Source organism: Serratia sp. MMO-28, assembly GCF_037199905.1.
GTDB classification, from domain to species: domain Bacteria; phylum Pseudomonadota; class Gammaproteobacteria; order Enterobacterales; family Enterobacteriaceae; genus Chania; species Chania oryzae.
Map to the genome: position 1 here is coordinate 39,837 of NZ_JBBCVB010000020.1, position 15,648 is coordinate 55,484.

16 protein-coding genes are annotated in these 15,648 nt (G+C 56.0%); 6 read left to right on the forward strand and 10 right to left on the reverse strand.

What is annotated here, in order from left to right:
* Positions 1 to 64: 64 nt before the first annotated feature.
* The 6 genes from tauD to WG891_RS17695 all read right to left on the reverse strand — a co-directional run bounded on the left by tauD (position 65) and on the right by WG891_RS17695 (position 5,026).
* On the reverse strand, positions 65 to 913 hold the full coding sequence (gene tauD / locus WG891_RS17670) for a taurine dioxygenase (RefSeq protein ID WP_337263936.1): 849 nt from the start codon (positions 911 to 913) through the stop codon (positions 65 to 67).
* Complete coding sequence (tauC, locus tag WG891_RS17675) at positions 910 to 1,746, reverse strand: taurine ABC transporter permease TauC (RefSeq protein ID WP_337263937.1); 837 nt, start codon at positions 1,744 to 1,746, stop codon at positions 910 to 912. The genes tauD and tauC overlap by 4 nt, the downstream gene beginning before the upstream one ends.
* Positions 1,743 to 2,510 (reverse strand): taurine ABC transporter ATP-binding subunit, encoded by a 768-nt coding sequence (gene tauB / locus WG891_RS17680; RefSeq protein WP_337263938.1) that lies wholly within the window; start codon positions 2,508 to 2,510, stop codon positions 1,743 to 1,745. Before tauB ends, tauC begins: the two co-directional genes overlap by 4 nt.
* A gap of 9 nt (positions 2,511 to 2,519) precedes the next feature.
* The gene (tauA, locus tag WG891_RS17685; protein ID WP_337263939.1) at positions 2,520 to 3,515 is read right to left on the reverse strand and encodes a taurine ABC transporter substrate-binding protein; all 996 of its coding nucleotides are present in this window, start codon (positions 3,513 to 3,515) and stop codon (positions 2,520 to 2,522) included.
* Positions 3,516 to 3,630: 115 nt separating this feature from the next.
* Entirely contained in the window at positions 3,631 to 4,413 is a 783-nt protein-coding gene (locus tag WG891_RS17690; protein WP_337263940.1) for a PhzF family phenazine biosynthesis protein, read from the reverse strand.
* A 10-nt stretch (positions 4,414 to 4,423) separates the two neighbouring features.
* Positions 4,424 to 5,026, reverse strand: coding sequence for a LysE family translocator (locus WG891_RS17695; RefSeq protein ID WP_337263941.1), 603 nt, complete (start codon positions 5,024 to 5,026; stop codon positions 4,424 to 4,426).
* Positions 5,027 to 5,143: 117 nt separating this feature from the next.
* On the opposite strand from WG891_RS17695, the gene WG891_RS17700 reads away from it, so the two are divergent.
* The 4 genes from WG891_RS17700 to WG891_RS17715 all read left to right on the forward strand — a co-directional run bounded on the left by WG891_RS17700 (position 5,144) and on the right by WG891_RS17715 (position 8,429).
* On the forward strand, positions 5,144 to 6,124 hold the full coding sequence (locus WG891_RS17700) for a hydrolase (RefSeq protein WP_337263942.1): 981 nt from the start codon (positions 5,144 to 5,146) through the stop codon (positions 6,122 to 6,124).
* Positions 6,121 to 6,354, forward strand: coding sequence for a YheU family protein (locus WG891_RS17705; RefSeq protein WP_337263943.1), 234 nt, complete (start codon positions 6,121 to 6,123; stop codon positions 6,352 to 6,354). Before WG891_RS17700 ends, WG891_RS17705 begins: the two co-directional genes overlap by 4 nt.
* 133 nt (positions 6,355 to 6,487) lie before the next feature.
* Positions 6,488 to 7,357: a phosphoribulokinase gene (locus WG891_RS17710; protein WP_337263944.1), complete on the forward strand. Its 870-nt coding sequence runs from the start codon at positions 6,488 to 6,490 to the stop codon at positions 7,355 to 7,357.
* A gap of 163 nt (positions 7,358 to 7,520) precedes the next feature.
* Entirely contained in the window at positions 7,521 to 8,429 is a 909-nt protein-coding gene (locus WG891_RS17715) for a LysR substrate-binding domain-containing protein (protein ID WP_337263945.1), read from the forward strand.
* A gap of 2 nt (positions 8,430 to 8,431) precedes the next feature.
* Here the strand turns inward: WG891_RS17715 and WG891_RS17720 are convergent, their stop codons facing one another.
* Positions 8,432 to 8,839: an OsmC family protein gene (locus WG891_RS17720; protein ID WP_076943256.1), complete on the reverse strand. Its 408-nt coding sequence runs from the start codon at positions 8,837 to 8,839 to the stop codon at positions 8,432 to 8,434.
* A 382-nt stretch (positions 8,840 to 9,221) separates the two neighbouring features.
* On the opposite strand from WG891_RS17720, the gene crp reads away from it, so the two are divergent.
* Together crp and WG891_RS17730 are read left to right on the forward strand one after the other, a co-directional pair.
* Positions 9,222 to 9,854: a cAMP-activated global transcriptional regulator CRP gene (gene crp, locus WG891_RS17725; RefSeq protein ID WP_005969523.1), complete on the forward strand. Its 633-nt coding sequence runs from the start codon at positions 9,222 to 9,224 to the stop codon at positions 9,852 to 9,854.
* A 55-nt stretch (positions 9,855 to 9,909) separates the two neighbouring features.
* A complete protein-coding gene (locus WG891_RS17730; protein ID WP_337263946.1) occupies positions 9,910 to 11,985 on the forward strand; it encodes a YccS/YhfK family putative transporter in 2,076 nt (691 codons plus the stop codon).
* A 43-nt stretch (positions 11,986 to 12,028) separates the two neighbouring features.
* On the opposite strand, the gene argD is transcribed toward WG891_RS17730, so the two are convergent.
* From argD to WG891_RS17745, 3 genes are all read right to left on the reverse strand, one after another.
* On the reverse strand, positions 12,029 to 13,246 hold the full coding sequence (gene argD / locus WG891_RS17735) for a bifunctional acetylornithine/succinyldiaminopimelate transaminase (RefSeq protein ID WP_076943254.1): 1,218 nt from the start codon (positions 13,244 to 13,246) through the stop codon (positions 12,029 to 12,031).
* A 132-nt stretch (positions 13,247 to 13,378) separates the two neighbouring features.
* Positions 13,379 to 13,954: an aminodeoxychorismate synthase component II gene (locus tag WG891_RS17740; RefSeq protein WP_076943253.1), complete on the reverse strand. Its 576-nt coding sequence runs from the start codon at positions 13,952 to 13,954 to the stop codon at positions 13,379 to 13,381.
* A gap of 58 nt (positions 13,955 to 14,012) precedes the next feature.
* Complete coding sequence (locus WG891_RS17745) at positions 14,013 to 15,539, reverse strand: helicase HerA-like C-terminal domain-containing protein (protein ID WP_337263947.1); 1,527 nt, start codon at positions 15,537 to 15,539, stop codon at positions 14,013 to 14,015.
* Between the last annotated feature and the right edge of the window lie 109 nt (positions 15,540 to 15,648).

A 15,648-nucleotide genomic window follows, 5' to 3' on the forward strand; every position in this document is an offset into this window, starting at 1 on the left:
ACCCACAGGGTGGTACAGGCGTACGCAAAGTACGCCTGTACCACAAAAAATAGGTAGATTATCCTCAAGCACGATAAAACGGCTTATCCCCCAAGATTGTCGCACGGTGCATAATGCGCCGCTGCGGCAGATAATCCGCGTTGGCATAATGCTGCGTCACGCGGTTATCCCAAATCGCAATGTCATTCTCCTGCCAGCGCCAGCGCACCTGAAACTCCGGCTTGGTGATATGCGCAAACAGGAAGCTCAGCAGGGCATCGCTCTCTTTGACGGCCAAATCGACAATACGGGTGGTGAACCCTTCATTCACGAACAGCGCCTGCTTACCGCTGACCGGGTGAGTGCGGATCACCGGGTGCCGCAGCGGTGGATTATTCTGTGCCGCCAGTTGCCAGCGCTGATGCTCCTCCGCACTGCCACGGTGCTGGTGTTCCGGGAAAGATTTGGTGAAGTCATGCTCTGCCTGCAAACCGGCCAACAGCCGTTTGAATGGCTCGGAAAGCGCATCATACGCCGCTATACCACTGGCCCACAGGGTATCCCCACCGGCCGTCGGTAATTGTTTAGCGGCCAAAATCGCCCCCAGCGGCGGGTTGGCAATAAAGGTCACATCGGTATGCCAGTTATCGTTGTCAGGAGGATTATCGTTATGCGTATCCAACACGATAATTTCTTCCACACCAGGAGCGTGCGGATAGACCGGGTGAATATGCAGATCGCCAAAACGAGCGGCCAGTTCGCGCTGTTGCTGCGGCGTAATCGGCTGGTTACGCAGGAACAGCACCTGATGCTTCAGCAATGCATGGTAAAGCTGTTCAAACTGGCCATCACCCAATGGCCGCGCCAGATTAACGTTTTCTACTAACGCACCAATATAAGGCCCCAACGGGGCGATCGTCAGACGCTCGTTCATTGTTGTACTCCATGCCACGGGGTCAGGCGGCGCTGCAACGCGCGTAGCCCCAACTCCAGACCGAATGCGATTATCGCAATCACACTGATGCCAGCAACCACCACATCGGTCGCCAGAAACTCACCGGCGGATTGCACCATAAACCCCAGGCCGCGCGTGGCGGCAATCAGTTCGGCGGCCACCAAGGTGGACCAACCGACACCCAACCCAATGCGGATGCCGGTGAGAATTTCCGGCAACGCACTCGGCAACACCACGAAGCGCACAACCTGCCAATCGCTGGCACCCAGTGCCTGTGCGGCACGGATGCGCACCGGCTCCACGCTGCATACCCCAGCCACGGCGGAAAGCGCCACCGGAGCAAAAATCGCCAGGTAGATCAGCAGGATTTTTGAGGTTTCACCGATGCCGAACCAGATCACCATCAGCGGTAAATAAGCCAGCGGCGGTACCGGGCGATAAATCTCAATCAGCGGATCGAGGACGGCGCGTACCTTATCGTTCAACCCCATCGCGATACCGACCGGAATCCCCATCACCACCGCCGCCAGCAGCGCCACCAGGATGCGCCCCAGGCTGGCCGCCAAGTGCTGCCATAAGGTGGCCTCCATAAAGCCCTGCGGGCTGGCGATGGTTATCAACTGACGCAACACCTGCTGCGGGGCAGGCAAGAACAGTGGGCTTATCAGCTGCATAGCGGTAACCCCCCACCACAGCAGCAGGATCCCCAGCAAGGTGGCGGCACTCAACCACAGCTGGCTTGGTGACTTAACGCTGAGTCGCCGCACCGCTAACGGTTTTGCCGTGGTTTTCAAGGTGGAATGCAGGCTCATAGCAATGCCTCGCGTTGCTGGAATACTTTGCCCAGCACATATTCACGCTGGGCGATAAATTCAGGGTCGGATTTGATCGCACGGCATGCTTCACCGGCGGCATAGCGTTGGCCAAAGTTCAGCGTCAGCCGTTCCATCACCTGCCCTGGCCCCGGTGAAAGCAGCAATAGCTCGCTGGCGAGAAACACGGCTTCTTCAATATCGTGCGTAATCAGCAATACTTGCTTGCCGGTATCGCGCCAGATGGTCAGCAACAGTTCCTGCATCTGTTCGCGAGTGAAAGCATCCAACGCGCCAAAAGGCTCATCCAGCAGTAATAACCGTGGATTGGCCGCCAGCGCCCGGGCGATCCCCACACGCTGGCGCATCCCGCCGGAAAGCTGCCAGATAAAATGTTGCCCATACCCCGCCAGCCCAACGCGTTGCAACATCTGCTGTGCCACCTGGTGGCGCTCCTGCTTGCCCACCCCGGCCAGTTGCAAACCGAACGCCACGTTATCCAGCACGTTGCACCACGGCAGTAACCCCTCATGCTGGAACACGACACCGCGTTCAGCCCCTGGGCCGCATACCGTAACGCCATCCAGCGTGATGCTGCCTGCGGAAGGTGCGATAAACCCGGCCAACAGATTCAACAGCGTGGTCTTGCCACAGCCCGAAGGCCCCAGAACCACCACCAGTTGCCCGACAGCAATCTGGAACGAAACATCATGCAGCACAGGGCGCCCCTGGTACTCGGCGGCCAGATGGCTAACGTTGAGCATTCTGGCTCCTTACGACTGCGGTGCAGCCTGTACCTGTTTAACGAAGCGATCGGTCACGTAGGCGCTGTAATCGCTGTCGACCTGCGGAATTTTGCCCTGCTGCTTAAGAAACTCGGCGGTGTCACGAATGGCATTATCCACCGGCTGCCCAAGCTGAGTGATTTGCTCCGCCACTGGCAAATAGCGATTGCCTTTCACCAGTACCGGCACCTGCTCTTCTGCAACGCCACTCAAACGGGCCAGCGTACTGAGGTGGTCCTTATCCTTCAGCCACTGTTCCGGCTGTGCCAGATAAGCTTTTTGCGCGTTGAGCGCGCTGGCGGCAAAAGCGGTCACCACCTCTGGGTGTTGCTCGGCGAAATCTTTACGCACGACCCACACATCCAGCGTCGGCGCTCCCCATTGGCCTACCTGTTCAGAGTCGGTCAATACTTTGCCCTGCTTGGCGAGTTCATTCACCACCGGTGCCCAAACGTAGGCGCCATCAATATCACCACGTTGCCAGGCAGCAGCGATCGCCGGGGGTTGCAGGTTGAGGATCTGCACCTGTTCCGGTTTGATGCCCCAATGTTTCAGGGAAGCCAGCAGGCTGTAATGGGTGGTGGAAATGAACGGAACGGCGATGCGCTTGCCGATCAGATCCTGGGGAGATTTGATGTCTTTTTTTACGACCAAGGCTTCGGAGCTACCGAGCTGTGAAGCGATCAGGAACACTTCAATCGGGAGTTTCTGGCTGGCAGCGACCGCTAATGGACTGGAGCCGATATTGCCGATCTGCACGTCGCCGGAGGCCAGCGCTCGCAGCACGGCGGAACCACTGTCAAACTTGCGCCAGTCAACCGTCGCACCAGACTGCTTGGCGAAACTGTTTTCCGCCTGCGCCACTTTAGCTGGCTCGGCGGAAGTCTGGTACGCCACGGTCACATCCAGCGCCTGGGCACTGGCAGCCCCCAGCGATAAAGCCAGCAGCGCCACGCTGCGTAATGAAAAGAGTTTGCCCGCCATAGTTCCGCTCCGTTGATAAACTGCCGTTCAGTGGCTGACAGTTTTATCTGAGCGAAACCCAGCAACAAAGGAATAAAAAAATATTCTTTATTCCTTATGTGAATATATACTCAGGCTACAGCTTGATTTCACCCCGCAGGAAAATACGCGCATAGCCCCCCAGCAGCGTGCGCTCCCCTTTCAGTTCGCAGAACAGTTCGCCACCGCGCGATGAGATCTGCTTGGCGTGCAACACATGGCGGCCAAGGCGTGCCGTCCAGTAAGGCATCAGCGTACAATGGGCAGAGCCGGTCACCGGGTCTTCGCTGCGATCCAGCGAGAAATAACGTGAGACAAAGTCCACCCCATCGCCCGGTGCGGTGGCAATCACGCCGCAGCCCAGATGATCGATCAGTGCCGGAATGTCCGGCTGCAGCGCCCGCACCTGCGCCTCGCTCTCAAATACCACCATCATTGCCCTGGCCTGCCACACCTCCTGCGCTTGAGCGCCCAGCAAGGCCGCCAGTGCCGCAGGTTCAGCCACTTTCTGCGGCGGACGGGACGGGAAATCCAGAATCAGGCGTTCACAATCCTCAGCATCCCTTGTGACATGCAGTTCACCGCTGGCAGAGCGAAAGCGAACATCACGCAAGGCCGGATTCACCACGCTTAACAGCACGTGCGCCGTGGCCAGCGTGGCATGCCCGCACAGATCCACCTCCCGCGTGGGGGTGAACCAGCGAATCCCATACATATCGCCATCTTCCCAGACAAAACTGGTTTCTGGCAGGAACAACTCATTGGCGATGGCCTGCATCTGCGCGCTTTCCAGCGAGTGTTTCAGCAAACAGACCCCTGCAGGATTGCCGCGCAGGCCTGCACCGATAAACGCATCAACATGGAAATAATTTTCGCTCATCCGCTTTTCCTTAATGCCAGATCAGTAACACACAGGCCGCCGTTAACAGCCCCATGGAAACGTTGAAAATCACCCAGGCTTTCTTGCTGCGCAGCAGGCGGCCGATCACCGTGCCGAAGCCTAGCCAAATTACCCCGGCAACGATATTCACCACCAACAGGCCAAAAGCGATCGCCAGAATAGAATTATTGTACCTTTCCCCTTCCAGGCTAAAACTCGCCACCGCCCCCAGGCCCATCAGCCAGGCTTTCGGGTTAAGGAACTGCAACAGCCACCCCTGATACAGGCGAATCGGCTTGGGTGGGGCCACATCGGTATCCAGTTTTTCATAGGCAGCGGTCGCGACTTTCCAGGCCAGCCACAACAGATACAGGCTCCCAAGGATCTTCAGAATCAGGTGCAGTGAGGGATAAATCAGGATCAGACCACCCACGCCAAACGCCACCAGCAGCATGATACTCTGCATGCCGAGCATGATGCCGATCATCAGCCACAGCGAACGCATAAAACCGAAGTTGGCCCCAGAGGTGGTGAGCAGCATATTGTTTGGGCCAGGCGTAATCGCGGCAACCCACAGGAAGCCTAACATCGAAAGAAATAAACTCAGTTCCATGAAGCGGGTGCTCCTCACCCAAATGATTTTTTGCAGTATTATTGTTAATACATGACATTGAAGCTAACAGTGCGGTATTGATCACACAATAGCCGCCAACAAGAATTTTATTCAACTATGCATGAATCCTTTCGCCCTTTGATCGGGGCCAGTAATCCGCATCTGCAAACCCTGTTGCCACGCTTGGTACGGCGCCATGTTCTGCTGAAACCCCATTGGCAACGGCTGGAATTGCCCGACGGTGATTTTGTCGATCTTGCCTGGAGCGAAGATCCCCAGTTAGCCCGCCACAAGCCGCGCGTAGTCCTGTTCCACGGCTTAGAGGGCAATTTCTACAGCCCTTATGCCCACGGCCTGCTCAACGCCTGGCGCGAACAAGGCTGGCTCGGGGTGGTGATGCATTTTCGTGGTTGCAGCGGAGTGCCCAACCGCAAGCAGCGTATCTATCATTCCGGTGAAACCGAGGATGCACGTTTCTTTCTGCGCTGGCTGCGCGACAGTTTCGGTGAGGTACCCACGGCGGCGGTGGGGATCTCTCTCGGCGGTAATATGCTGGCGTACTACCTGGCGCAGCAAGGCAACGACAGCCTGCTACAGGCCGCGGTAGTCGTGTCGGCACCGCTGATGCTGGAGCCCTGCTCGGTTCGCATGGAACAAGGTTTTTCGCGTGTTTATCAGCACTATCTGCTGGGCCAGTTGAAGCAGAATGCCACGCGCAAGTTGCTGCATTACCCTGATACCCTGCCGCTGAGTCTGCCGCAGTTGAACCAGTTGCGCCGCATCCGTGAGTTTGACGAGGTGATCACCTCACGCTTGCACGGTTTTAACGGCGCGCTGGATTATTACCGCCGCTGCAGCGCCCTGCCCCTGTTGCCACAGATCACCACACCGCTGCTGATCATTCATGCCAAAGACGACCCGTTTATGACCGACGAGGTGATCCCCGATCTCACCCGCCTGCCAGCCAATATCGAATATCAGCTCACCGAGCGTGGCGGCCACGTTGGCTTTGTCGGCGGCACCTTGAAAAAACCACAAATGTGGCTGGAATACCGTATTCCATCCTGGCTTTCCCCTTTTCTGGAATCAACAACGTGATTATCCCTTGGCAAGAGCTTGAACAAGAAACCCTCAACAGCCTGATCGAATCCTTCGTGCTGCGTGAGGGTACTGACTACGGTGAACACGAACGTTCGCTAGAACAGAAGGTGAATGACGTGCGCCGCCAGTTGAAAAATGGTGATGTGGTGCTGGTGTGGTCGGAACTGCACGAAACCGTCAATATCATGCCACGCGGGCAGATCCATGCCGGACAGGAAGAAATTTAGTCACTCCAGCCTATGATTGGTAAAAAAAATCAGGTAACAATGGATGATTGCCGATCAACGCCTATGCCCAAAATAATTCAAGTTGTGTGAAGTATGGCGGGGATATGTACTTAATACGGAGTGACAACCCATTATGTCTGCCAAACATCCCATTATTGCGGTGACCGGCTCCAGCGGGGCCGGCACCACGACCACCAGCCTGGCATTTCGCAAGATTTTCCAGCAGTTGAATATCCGCGCCGCCCAGTTGGAAGGGGACAGTTTCCATCACTACACCCGGCCAGAAATGGATGCGGCCATTCGTAAAGCACGCGATCTTGGCCGCCATATCAGCTATTTCGGCCCTGAAGCCAATGACTTCAGCCTGCTGGAGCAAAGCTTTATCCAGTACGGCAAAAACGGCACAGGCCGTTCACGTAAATACCTGCACACCTACGATGAGGCCGTGCCTTACGATCAGGTCCCCGGCACCTTCACGCCGTGGGAACCGCTGCCAGCCCCCACCGACGTGCTGTTCTACGAAGGGCTGCACGGTGGCGTGGTTACCGATAAGATCGATGTCGCCAAGCATGTTGACCTGTTGGTAGGTGTGGTGCCAATCGTCAACCTGGAGTGGATCCAGAAATTGATCCGCGATACCGGTGAGCGTGGTCATTCCCGCGAGGCGGTGATGGATTCCGTAGTACGTTCGATGGAGGATTACATCGGCTACATCACGCCGCAGTTCTCGCGCACCCATATCAACTTCCAACGCGTCCCCACGGTCGATACCTCCAATCCGTTTGCCGCCAAGGCCATCCCCTCATTGGACGAAAGCTTTGTGGTGATCCACTTCCGTGGCCTGGATCAGATCGATTACCCCTATCTGTTGGCAATGCTACAGGGGTCGTTTATCTCTCACATCAATACGCTGGTGGTGCCGGGCGGCAAAATGGGGCTGGCGATGGAGCTGATTATGGCGCCATTAGTACAACGGCTACTGGAAGGTAAAAAAATCGAATAACGCTCTCGGGCGCGGCCAGCCACCGCGCTGCCTCCTTATTCCCCTTGGTATATGCCACCGCCTCACGTACGACAAAAAAGTCATTAATGAACAATTTTTCATCGCCGATATTCTTTTCTATCGGCAGGGTGAAACTGCGTTTTTTCGGCAGAAGGGGGCACGCATGCGTCAGTTACCAAAATTGCAACAGCTGAAAGCTTTTCAGCAAGTGATACGCTGTGGCAGCATTCGTGCCGCGGCACGCGCGTTAGATCAGTCTCAACCGGCGATCAGCCGCTCGATCCAGGAACTGGAACAAACGCTGAAAACCCAGCTGATTGTGCGCGGCAGTAAAGGGATGACGCTGACGCCAAACGGCCACATTTTTGCTCTGCGGGTGCAATTAGTGATTGAGGAATTACAGCGCGCCACTGAGGAGATCCAACAGTTGGACCAGCGTTCGCAAGGCAGCCTGGCGATAGGCTGCTCTTCGCTGCTGGCCGTGACGCTGTTGCCGAAACTGGTCGAACTCTTCAAGGCCTCTACCCCGCAGGCCAATCTGTTGATCCGCGAAGCGCAGCTTTCAACGTTATTGCCCGCCTTGCAGGCTGGCAAGTTGGATTTTGCCGTCGGCACGAGCAGCCCTGAATTACCGCTGCAAGATTTAGTGCTCGAACCGCTGTTCAGCGCCCCATTTTGCGTTATTGCGCGCCGTGGGCACCCTTTGGCACAGGCAACCACGCTGCACGAACTGCACGAGGCCAAATGGCTGCTGCCGGAAACCGATATGGGTTATTACCAGCAACTGCAAACGCTGCTTGGCAACTTCTATCAACAGTTGTCCCAACGCCCCATTCGCTCAGATTCAGCGGTATGCGGCTTGAATATGGTGCTGAAGGCAGATTATTTGACGATCGTCGCGCGGGCCATGAACACGCCGTTCTATTTACATCAAGAACTGGTGGCTTTGCCTATCGACGATCTGCCGCAGGCACAGTACTGCGTCCTGTATTCACAAAAATCACCGCTGACCGTCACGGCGCGGCGATTTCTGGATTTACTACGCAGCCATTGCCAGCACTACCCTTGGTAGCCTCAGGCAACGTCACGAATTTCAAAGCTGTGGGTAACGCTGGCCGCTTTGCTCAGCATCAGCGAAACCGAGCAATATTTCTCGGCCGACAGGTTAACCGCACGCTCAACAATCTTATCGGTCAGCCCTTTACCAGTGACGATAAAATGCAGGTTGATATGGGTAAACAGACGCGGTGCTTCTTCACGGCGCTCCGAGGTCAGTTTCACCTCGCAGTCACGGACATCGTTACGGCCTTTCTGCAAAATAGACACGACGTCAATAGCACTGCAACCGCCCACTGACATCAAGACCATTTCCATTGGACTTGGCGCTTTATCGCCCGCGTTACCATCCATCAACACCTGATGGCCGGACGCAGACTCACCCAAGAATGTCAGCCCTTCCACCCACTTAACTCTTGCCTGCATTTTGTACACTCCGGTTAATTTCTCAAAATCAGGGTACGCTTTCGCATAGAAACTGGCAACGGAACCTGATGCTAATCATGCTGAAGCGAGACAACACAAGACACTCGCCTCACTCTGTGCTACAAACAGAGCCGCAATAACTCTTTCCAGGTCATCGATTTCAGGGAAATGCCCGAGGAAAGGGCCCTATATTGGCATGTTAACAGAATGTAACTTGCAGCACTTCACGCAAGTTAATATGCTAGAGTACAAGCGTATTTCTATAACATGCCTCAAAACCTGTTGATAGCCACCCCACATTACACCAGGCTATAAGCACGTTTTACAGGGAACTCTGACCCCTGTGATACAAGGCAGCGATAACAACAGAGGATAACAGCGAATGGTTCTCGGCAAACCGCAAACAGACCCTACTCTCGAATGGTTCCTGTCTCATTGCCATATCCACAAATATCCATCAAAGAGTACGCTGATTCACCAAGGTGAAAAGGCCGAAACGCTTTACTACATTGTGAAAGGCTCCGTTGCGGTGCTGATCAAGGATGAAGAAGGCAAAGAGATGATCCTGTCCTACCTGAATCAGGGGGATTTCATCGGTGAACTTGGATTATTTGAAGAAGGCCAGGAACGCAGTGCCTGGGTTAGAGCGAAAACAGCCTGTGAAGTGGCTGAAATTTCCTATAAGAAATTCCGCCAGTTGATTCAGGTTAACCCGGATATCCTGATGCGCCTGTCTGCGCAGATGGCAAACCGCCTGCAAGTCACCTCAGAGAAAGTGGGTAACCTCGCCTTCCTTGACGTTACCGGCCGCATCGCGCAAACCTTGCTGAATCTGGCAAAACAGCCCGATGCCATGACTCACCCGGACGGCATGCAAATCAAGATTACCCGCCAGGAAATTGGTCAAATCGTCGGTTGCTCACGTGAAACCGTCGGTCGTATTTTGAAAATGCTCGAAGATCAAAACCTGATTTCTGCCCACGGCAAAACCATTGTCGTTTACGGCACGCGTTAATCATTGAAGAAGCGGCGTAGCAATACGCCGCTTTTTTAGCTTCCCCCGATTACTCATGTGGCGGCGCCTGATCTACCACCCAGAAGTCAACTACGCACTGCGGCAAACGCTGGTGCTGTGTCTGCCGGTGGTTTTCTTCCTGCTGCTGGGCAACCTGCAACTCGGCCTGCTGTTCTCTCTGGTGCCTGCCTGCTGCAACATTGCCGGATTAGACACACCCCACAAACGCTTTTTTAAACGCCTGATCGTCGGCGGCTCTCTGTTTGCCCTCAGCAGCTTGCTGCTGCAACAGGCGCTGTTGTGGCATATTCCGTTGCCCCTGCTGATGCTGGCGATGGCGCTGTTGCTGGGCGTCAGCGGTGAAATCAGCCCGCTGCATGCGCGCCTGCTGCCCGCCGCGCTGGTCGCGGCCATCTTCTCTCTCAGCATGGCAGGCCACGTACCGATCTGGCATACCCCGCTGCTGTATCTGGTTGGCACCCTCTGGTACGGGCTGTTCACCTGGTTCTGGTTCAAACTGTGGAAAGAGCAGCCAATGCGCGAGTCCCTGAGCCAGCTCTATATCCAGTTGGCGGACTATTTCGAAGCTAAATACTCGCTGCTGACCCAGCATATCGATCCCGAAACCGCACTGCCACCGCTGCTGCAACGCCAGCAGAAGGTGATGGACATGATCAGCCTGCTGTATCAGCAAGTTAACTTCCTGCCTCATGCCAATAGCCAGGAACAAAAACGCCTGCAGCGCACTTTCCAGGTGGCACTCGATCTGCAGGAACACATTACCGTCAGCCTGCATCAACCGGAAGAGGTGCAAAAGCTGGTCGAGCAGAGCCAGGCCGAAGCGATTATCCGCCGCAACGCGCAGGTGATTGCCGGGCGTTTACGCGTCGTGGCCAACGATATTCTCTATCACCGGCGCTCAACGCGTTTCAGCATGAAGAGTGAGCTGGCGGCACTGGAAAAAGTGGCCACACAGCATGCCGATAACCCGGTAGGCCAGTTCTGCTTTTACCATTTCAGCCGCATCGCCCGCCTGTTACGCACCCAACGCCCGCTGTATCGGCGCGATCTGATGGCAAACCAATCGCGGTTACCCTTCTGGCCTGCGGTGGTGAGCTACCTGTCATGGAAATCCAACGCCTTGCGCAATGCCGCCCGGCTGGGGACCATACTGGCGGTGGGCAGCAGCCTGGGGATGATTTTCAATCTGCCAAAACCCTATTGGATCCTGCTGACCATCATGCTGGTCAGCCAAAACGGCTACAACGCCACGCGCGTCAGGATCCAGCACCGTGCGCTCGGCACGCTGGCCGGGTTGGTGATTGCCGCAGGACTCTTGCAGTTGCAACTGCCAGAAAACGTGACGCTGAGCATCATGCTGGCGATCACCCTGGCGGCCTATCTGATATTACGCAAAAACTACGGGCTGGCGGTGATGGGGTTTACCGTCACTGCGGTATATACCCTGCAGTTGCTGGCGCTGAATGGCACCCATTTTTTGGTGCCACGCCTGATCGATACGCTGATCGGCTGCGTGCTGGTATTTGGCGGGACCATCTGGCTTTGGCCACAGTGGCAAAGCGGCCTGCTGCGTAAGAACGCGCATCAGGCGCTGGAGCGCGATCAAACGGCATTGCGCCTACTGTTACAAGAACAGGAAGCGGACCCGGCTACGCTGGCCTACGCGCGAATGCAGGTCAATCAGGCACACAATGCGCTGTTCACCTCGCTCAACCAGGCGATGCAGGAGCCGGGGTTTGAATCGGATTATCTGGCAGATATGCGGCTCTGGGTCACCCACAGCCAGTTTATTGTCGAGCACCTGAATGCGCTGACCATTCTGGCGCGCGAACACGACATTTTGACGCCAGCGCTGGCGCAAGAGTATCTGCAAAGCTGCGAAATGGCCCTGCAAAGCTGCCAGCAGCGGCTGGAATATGACGGCCCAAGCAGCAGCCAGAGCCCCATGCATCTCCCCGAGCTGCACCCAGATATGCCAATAACCGAAATGGAACGCCACCTGCGGCGTATCCTTTCGCACCTGAGCGTGATGCATACCATTTCGTCGCTGGCCTGGCGCCAACGCCCGCATCATGGCATCTGGCTGAAACGGAAACTGCGGGAAAACTGAGATTGGCAGGGGCTAAAGCTGGCGCATAGCCCCTGCGGATCGCTTATGCGTTAATCACATCCTGTACGGCCAGCTCGAACAACGCCATGCCTTCGTCGATATCTTTCAGTTCTACCACCAGCGAAGGTGCAAAGCGAATCACGTTTGGCCCGGCGTTGAGGATCATCAACCCCCGAGCGGCTGCCGCGGTCAGGAAGTCCCGCGCTTTGCCGTGATACTCCGGCGTCAATTCCGCGCCGATCAGCAATCCCATGCCGCGAATGTCGCTGAAAATTGCATACTTCTCGCCGATGTTCTGCAATGCCTGCACATACAGCTTGTGGCGCTGCTCAATGCCGCTCAATACTTCCGGCGTATTGATCACGTCCAGTGCCGCTTCCGCCACCGCACAGGCCAGCGGGTTGCCGCCATAGGTGGTGCCATGGGTGCCCACATGCATCACCGATGCGATCTCCTCTGTCGTCAGCATCGCGCTCACCGGGAAACCGCCGCCCAACGCTTTGGCGGTGGTGAGAATATCCGGCGTAATGCCATAGTGCATATAGGTGAACAGTTTACCGCTCCGGCCCATACCGCTTTGCACTTCGTCAAACACCAGTAATGCCTGATGCTTGTCGCACAACTCCCGCACGCCCTGCAGGAAAGCGGCATCCACCGGAGTAACCCCACCTTCCCCCTGGATCGGCTCCATCACCACGGCACAGGTGTGATCGTCCATCACCGCTTTCACCGCCGCCAGATCGTTGAACGGCACATGCACGATATCGGCCGGCTTTGGCCCGAAACCATCGGAGTATTTTGCCTGGCCACCGACGGAAACCGTGAACAGCGTGCGCCCATGGAACGCGTTGTTAAACGCAATAATCTTGGTTTTGTAGGGGCTATGGCGGCTGATGGCATAATGGCGCGCCAGCTTGAACGCGGCTTCGTTAGCCTCCGCCCCCGAGTTGGCGAAGAACACCCGGTCGGCAAACGTAGCATTGATCAGCTTGGTCGCCAGGCGCAGTGCTGGTTCATTGGTGAAGACGTTACTGGTGTGCCACAGGGTTTCGCCCTGCTGTTTCAACGCGGCGACCAACGCAGGATGGCAGTGCCCAAGCGCGGTGACGGCAATGCCGCCAGAGAAATCGATATACTCGTTTCCTTGCTGATCCCACACGCGGCTGCCCTTGCCCTTTACCGGCACGAACTGAGCCGGTGCATAAACAGGCAGGATAACCTGATCAAAAGTGCTGCGGTCGACTGCGATTTTTTCGGTCATTGTGGGCTCCACCCTGAAATTGACTCAGTGTCATTGTTGCGAATAATTGAAAATATAGTCACAAAATATGCATAAAAAACCAATTAAGGGCAAACCAAAATCGCCGATAGTGGCAAAGAAAATCCTAACCCACTAACTTTTAAGAAAATTATCCAGCAACTGATGACCCTGTTCGCTCAGGATGCTTTCCGGATGGAACTGCACCCCTTCCAGCGCTAGCGTGCGGTGGCGAATGCCCATGATTTCATCCTGCTCACCGTCACGCTCGCTCCAGGCGGTCACCTCAAAGCAGCTTGGCAAGGTTGCGGCATCCAGCACCAACGAGTGGTAGCGAGTGACGGTCAGCGGGTTATTCAGGCCAGCAAATACGCCCTGATGGTGATGGCGAATCGCCGACGTTTTGCCATGCATCACCTCACGGGCACGAACCACATCGGCACCCAATGCCTGGCCAATCGCCTGATGCCCAAGGCAAACCCCGAGGATCGGCAGTTTGCCGGCAAAATGACGGATCGCCGCCAGCGAAATACCCGCCTCGTTCGGCGTGCAGGGGCCAGGGGAGATGACTAAATGCTGCGGCGCCAGCCGTTCGATATCGGCCAGTTGCAGTTCGTCATTGCGCTTCACCAGCACTTCTGCACCCAGTTCGCAGAAGTACTGATAAAGGTTATAGGTAAAGGAGTCGTAGTTATCGATCAGCAGCAGCATGTGATTTCCAACAGCAAAAATGCTGCGCTAGTTTACTGCCAGCGCCAATAATGTCAGCTTACTTTTTGCGGCCACCCATAATCGAACCCAAGACGCCACGCAGGATCTGGCGGCCCAGATCGCGCGCCATGCTTTTGGCGGCAGTCTGGACGATACCATCGCGTTTCCCCCCGCGCGGGCCAGTGGAGCCAAACAGGATATCGTTCAAGCCGTCCATCAACCCGCCACCGCTCTCCTGCCCGGCGGCAGACTGTTGCTCAGGCTGGCCCGGCTGCGGTTTGCCCATGGTGGCAAACCCTCCGGCAGAAAGCTTCTCATAGGCAGATTCACGATCCACCCCATCTTCGTAGCGCCCGTAGAGAGGCGACTTATTGATGGCGCTGTTCAGCCCTTCGGCCCCCAGCATGCCCATTTTTGATTCAGGGGCGATCACCATCGCCCGTTCCACCACGTTTGGCCGCCCTTTCTCATCCAGAAAAGACACCAATGCCTCACCCACACCCAGCTCGGTAATCGCCGTTTCAGCATCAAACGCCGGATTGGCGCGCATAGTTTGTGCGGCTGCCTTCACCGCTTTCTGATCGCGCGGCGTAAAAGCCCGCAGCGCATGCTGAACGCGGTTACCCAACTGCCCCAGCACGCTGTCCGGGATATCCAGCGGATTCTGGGTAACAAAGTAGATCCCGACGCCTTTCGAGCGGATCAGCCGCACCACCTGTTCGATTTTAGTCAGTAGAGCCGGTGGCGCATCGTTAAACAGCAGGTGGGCTTCGTCGAAGAAAAACACCAGCTTTGGCTGTTCGGGGTCGCCCACTTCGGGCAAATGCTCAAACAGTTCGGCCAACAGCCACAGCAGGAATACCGAATAGAGCTTCGGTTGGTTAATCAACTTATCCGCCGCCAACAGGTTGATGATCCCTTGGCCGTTGCCGTCGGTTCTCATCAGGTCGTTGATATCCAGCATCGGCTCGCCAAAAAACTGATTAGCGCCCTGCTCTTCCAGCGTCAGCAAACCACGTTGGATAGCGCCAACCGAGGCAGAAGAGATGTTGCCATATTGGGTCTGAAACTGTTTGGCGTTATCCCCGACGAACTGCACCATCGCCCGCAGGTCTTTCATATCGAGCAGCAGCAGCGCGTTGTCATCGGCGATTTTAAATATCAGTTGCAGCACGCCGCTTTGCACATCGTTCAGATCCAACAGACGGCCAAGCAGCAGCGGGCCAAGATCGGAAACGGTGGCGCGGATCGGGTGCCCTTTCTCGCCAAAGATATCCCAGGGGATTATCGTACAGGCCTGCGGTTGCCAGTCAGTGACGCCAATCGCCGCCAGCCGCGCCTGGAGTTTTTCGGAAGGCACGCCTTGCGCGGCAATCCCTGACAAATCCCCCTTCACGTCGGCCAGAAACACAGGAATGCCAAGACGTGAGAACTGTTCCGCCATCTTTTGCAGCGTCACCGTTTTACCGGTACCGGTCGCCCCGGTAATCAAACCGTGACGGTTGGCCAGAGCAGGCAAAATCACCAGTTCCGCGCCTGGTTTCCCATCGTGCATCGCTTTGGCAATAACTCGAGCTTCACTCATGCGCTTTTCCTTTGGTCCTGTTCGACACAAAAACACCCGTTAATGCTATTAAAGCTATAAGCACGATGAAGTACCGTCAAGGCAAGAGCCGATGTCCCTTAATTGATCG

Excerpts from the sequence above, each read along its gene's own strand:
- tauD (WP_337263936.1), bottom strand. The coding sequence starts at position 913 with ATGAACGAGCGTCTGACGATCGCCCCGTTGGGGCCTTATATTGGTGCG.
- tauC (WP_337263937.1), bottom strand. The coding sequence starts at position 1,746 with ATGAGCCTGCATTCCACCTTGAAAACCACGGCAAAACCGTTAGCGGTG.
- tauB (WP_337263938.1), bottom strand. The coding sequence starts at position 2,510 with ATGCTCAACGTTAGCCATCTGGCCGCCGAGTACCAGGGGCGCCCTGTG.
- tauA (WP_337263939.1), bottom strand. The coding sequence starts at position 3,515 with ATGGCGGGCAAACTCTTTTCATTACGCAGCGTGGCGCTGCTGGCTTTA.
- WG891_RS17690 (WP_337263940.1), bottom strand. The coding sequence starts at position 4,413 with ATGAGCGAAAATTATTTCCATGTTGATGCGTTTATCGGTGCAGGCCTG.
- WG891_RS17695 (WP_337263941.1), bottom strand. The coding sequence starts at position 5,026 with ATGGAACTGAGTTTATTTCTTTCGATGTTAGGCTTCCTGTGGGTTGCC.
- WG891_RS17700 (WP_337263942.1), top strand. The coding sequence starts at position 5,144 with ATGCATGAATCCTTTCGCCCTTTGATCGGGGCCAGTAATCCGCATCTG.
- WG891_RS17710 (WP_337263944.1), top strand. The coding sequence starts at position 6,488 with ATGTCTGCCAAACATCCCATTATTGCGGTGACCGGCTCCAGCGGGGCC.
- WG891_RS17715 (WP_337263945.1), top strand. The coding sequence starts at position 7,521 with ATGCGTCAGTTACCAAAATTGCAACAGCTGAAAGCTTTTCAGCAAGTG.
- WG891_RS17720 (WP_076943256.1), bottom strand. The coding sequence starts at position 8,839 with ATGCAGGCAAGAGTTAAGTGGGTGGAAGGGCTGACATTCTTGGGTGAG.
- crp (WP_005969523.1), top strand. The coding sequence starts at position 9,222 with ATGGTTCTCGGCAAACCGCAAACAGACCCTACTCTCGAATGGTTCCTG.
- WG891_RS17730 (WP_337263946.1), top strand. The coding sequence starts at position 9,910 with ATGTGGCGGCGCCTGATCTACCACCCAGAAGTCAACTACGCACTGCGG.
- argD (WP_076943254.1), bottom strand. The coding sequence starts at position 13,246 with ATGACCGAAAAAATCGCAGTCGACCGCAGCACTTTTGATCAGGTTATC.
- WG891_RS17740 (WP_076943253.1), bottom strand. The coding sequence starts at position 13,954 with ATGCTGCTGCTGATCGATAACTACGACTCCTTTACCTATAACCTTTAT.
- WG891_RS17745 (WP_337263947.1), bottom strand. The coding sequence starts at position 15,539 with ATGAGTGAAGCTCGAGTTATTGCCAAAGCGATGCACGATGGGAAACCA.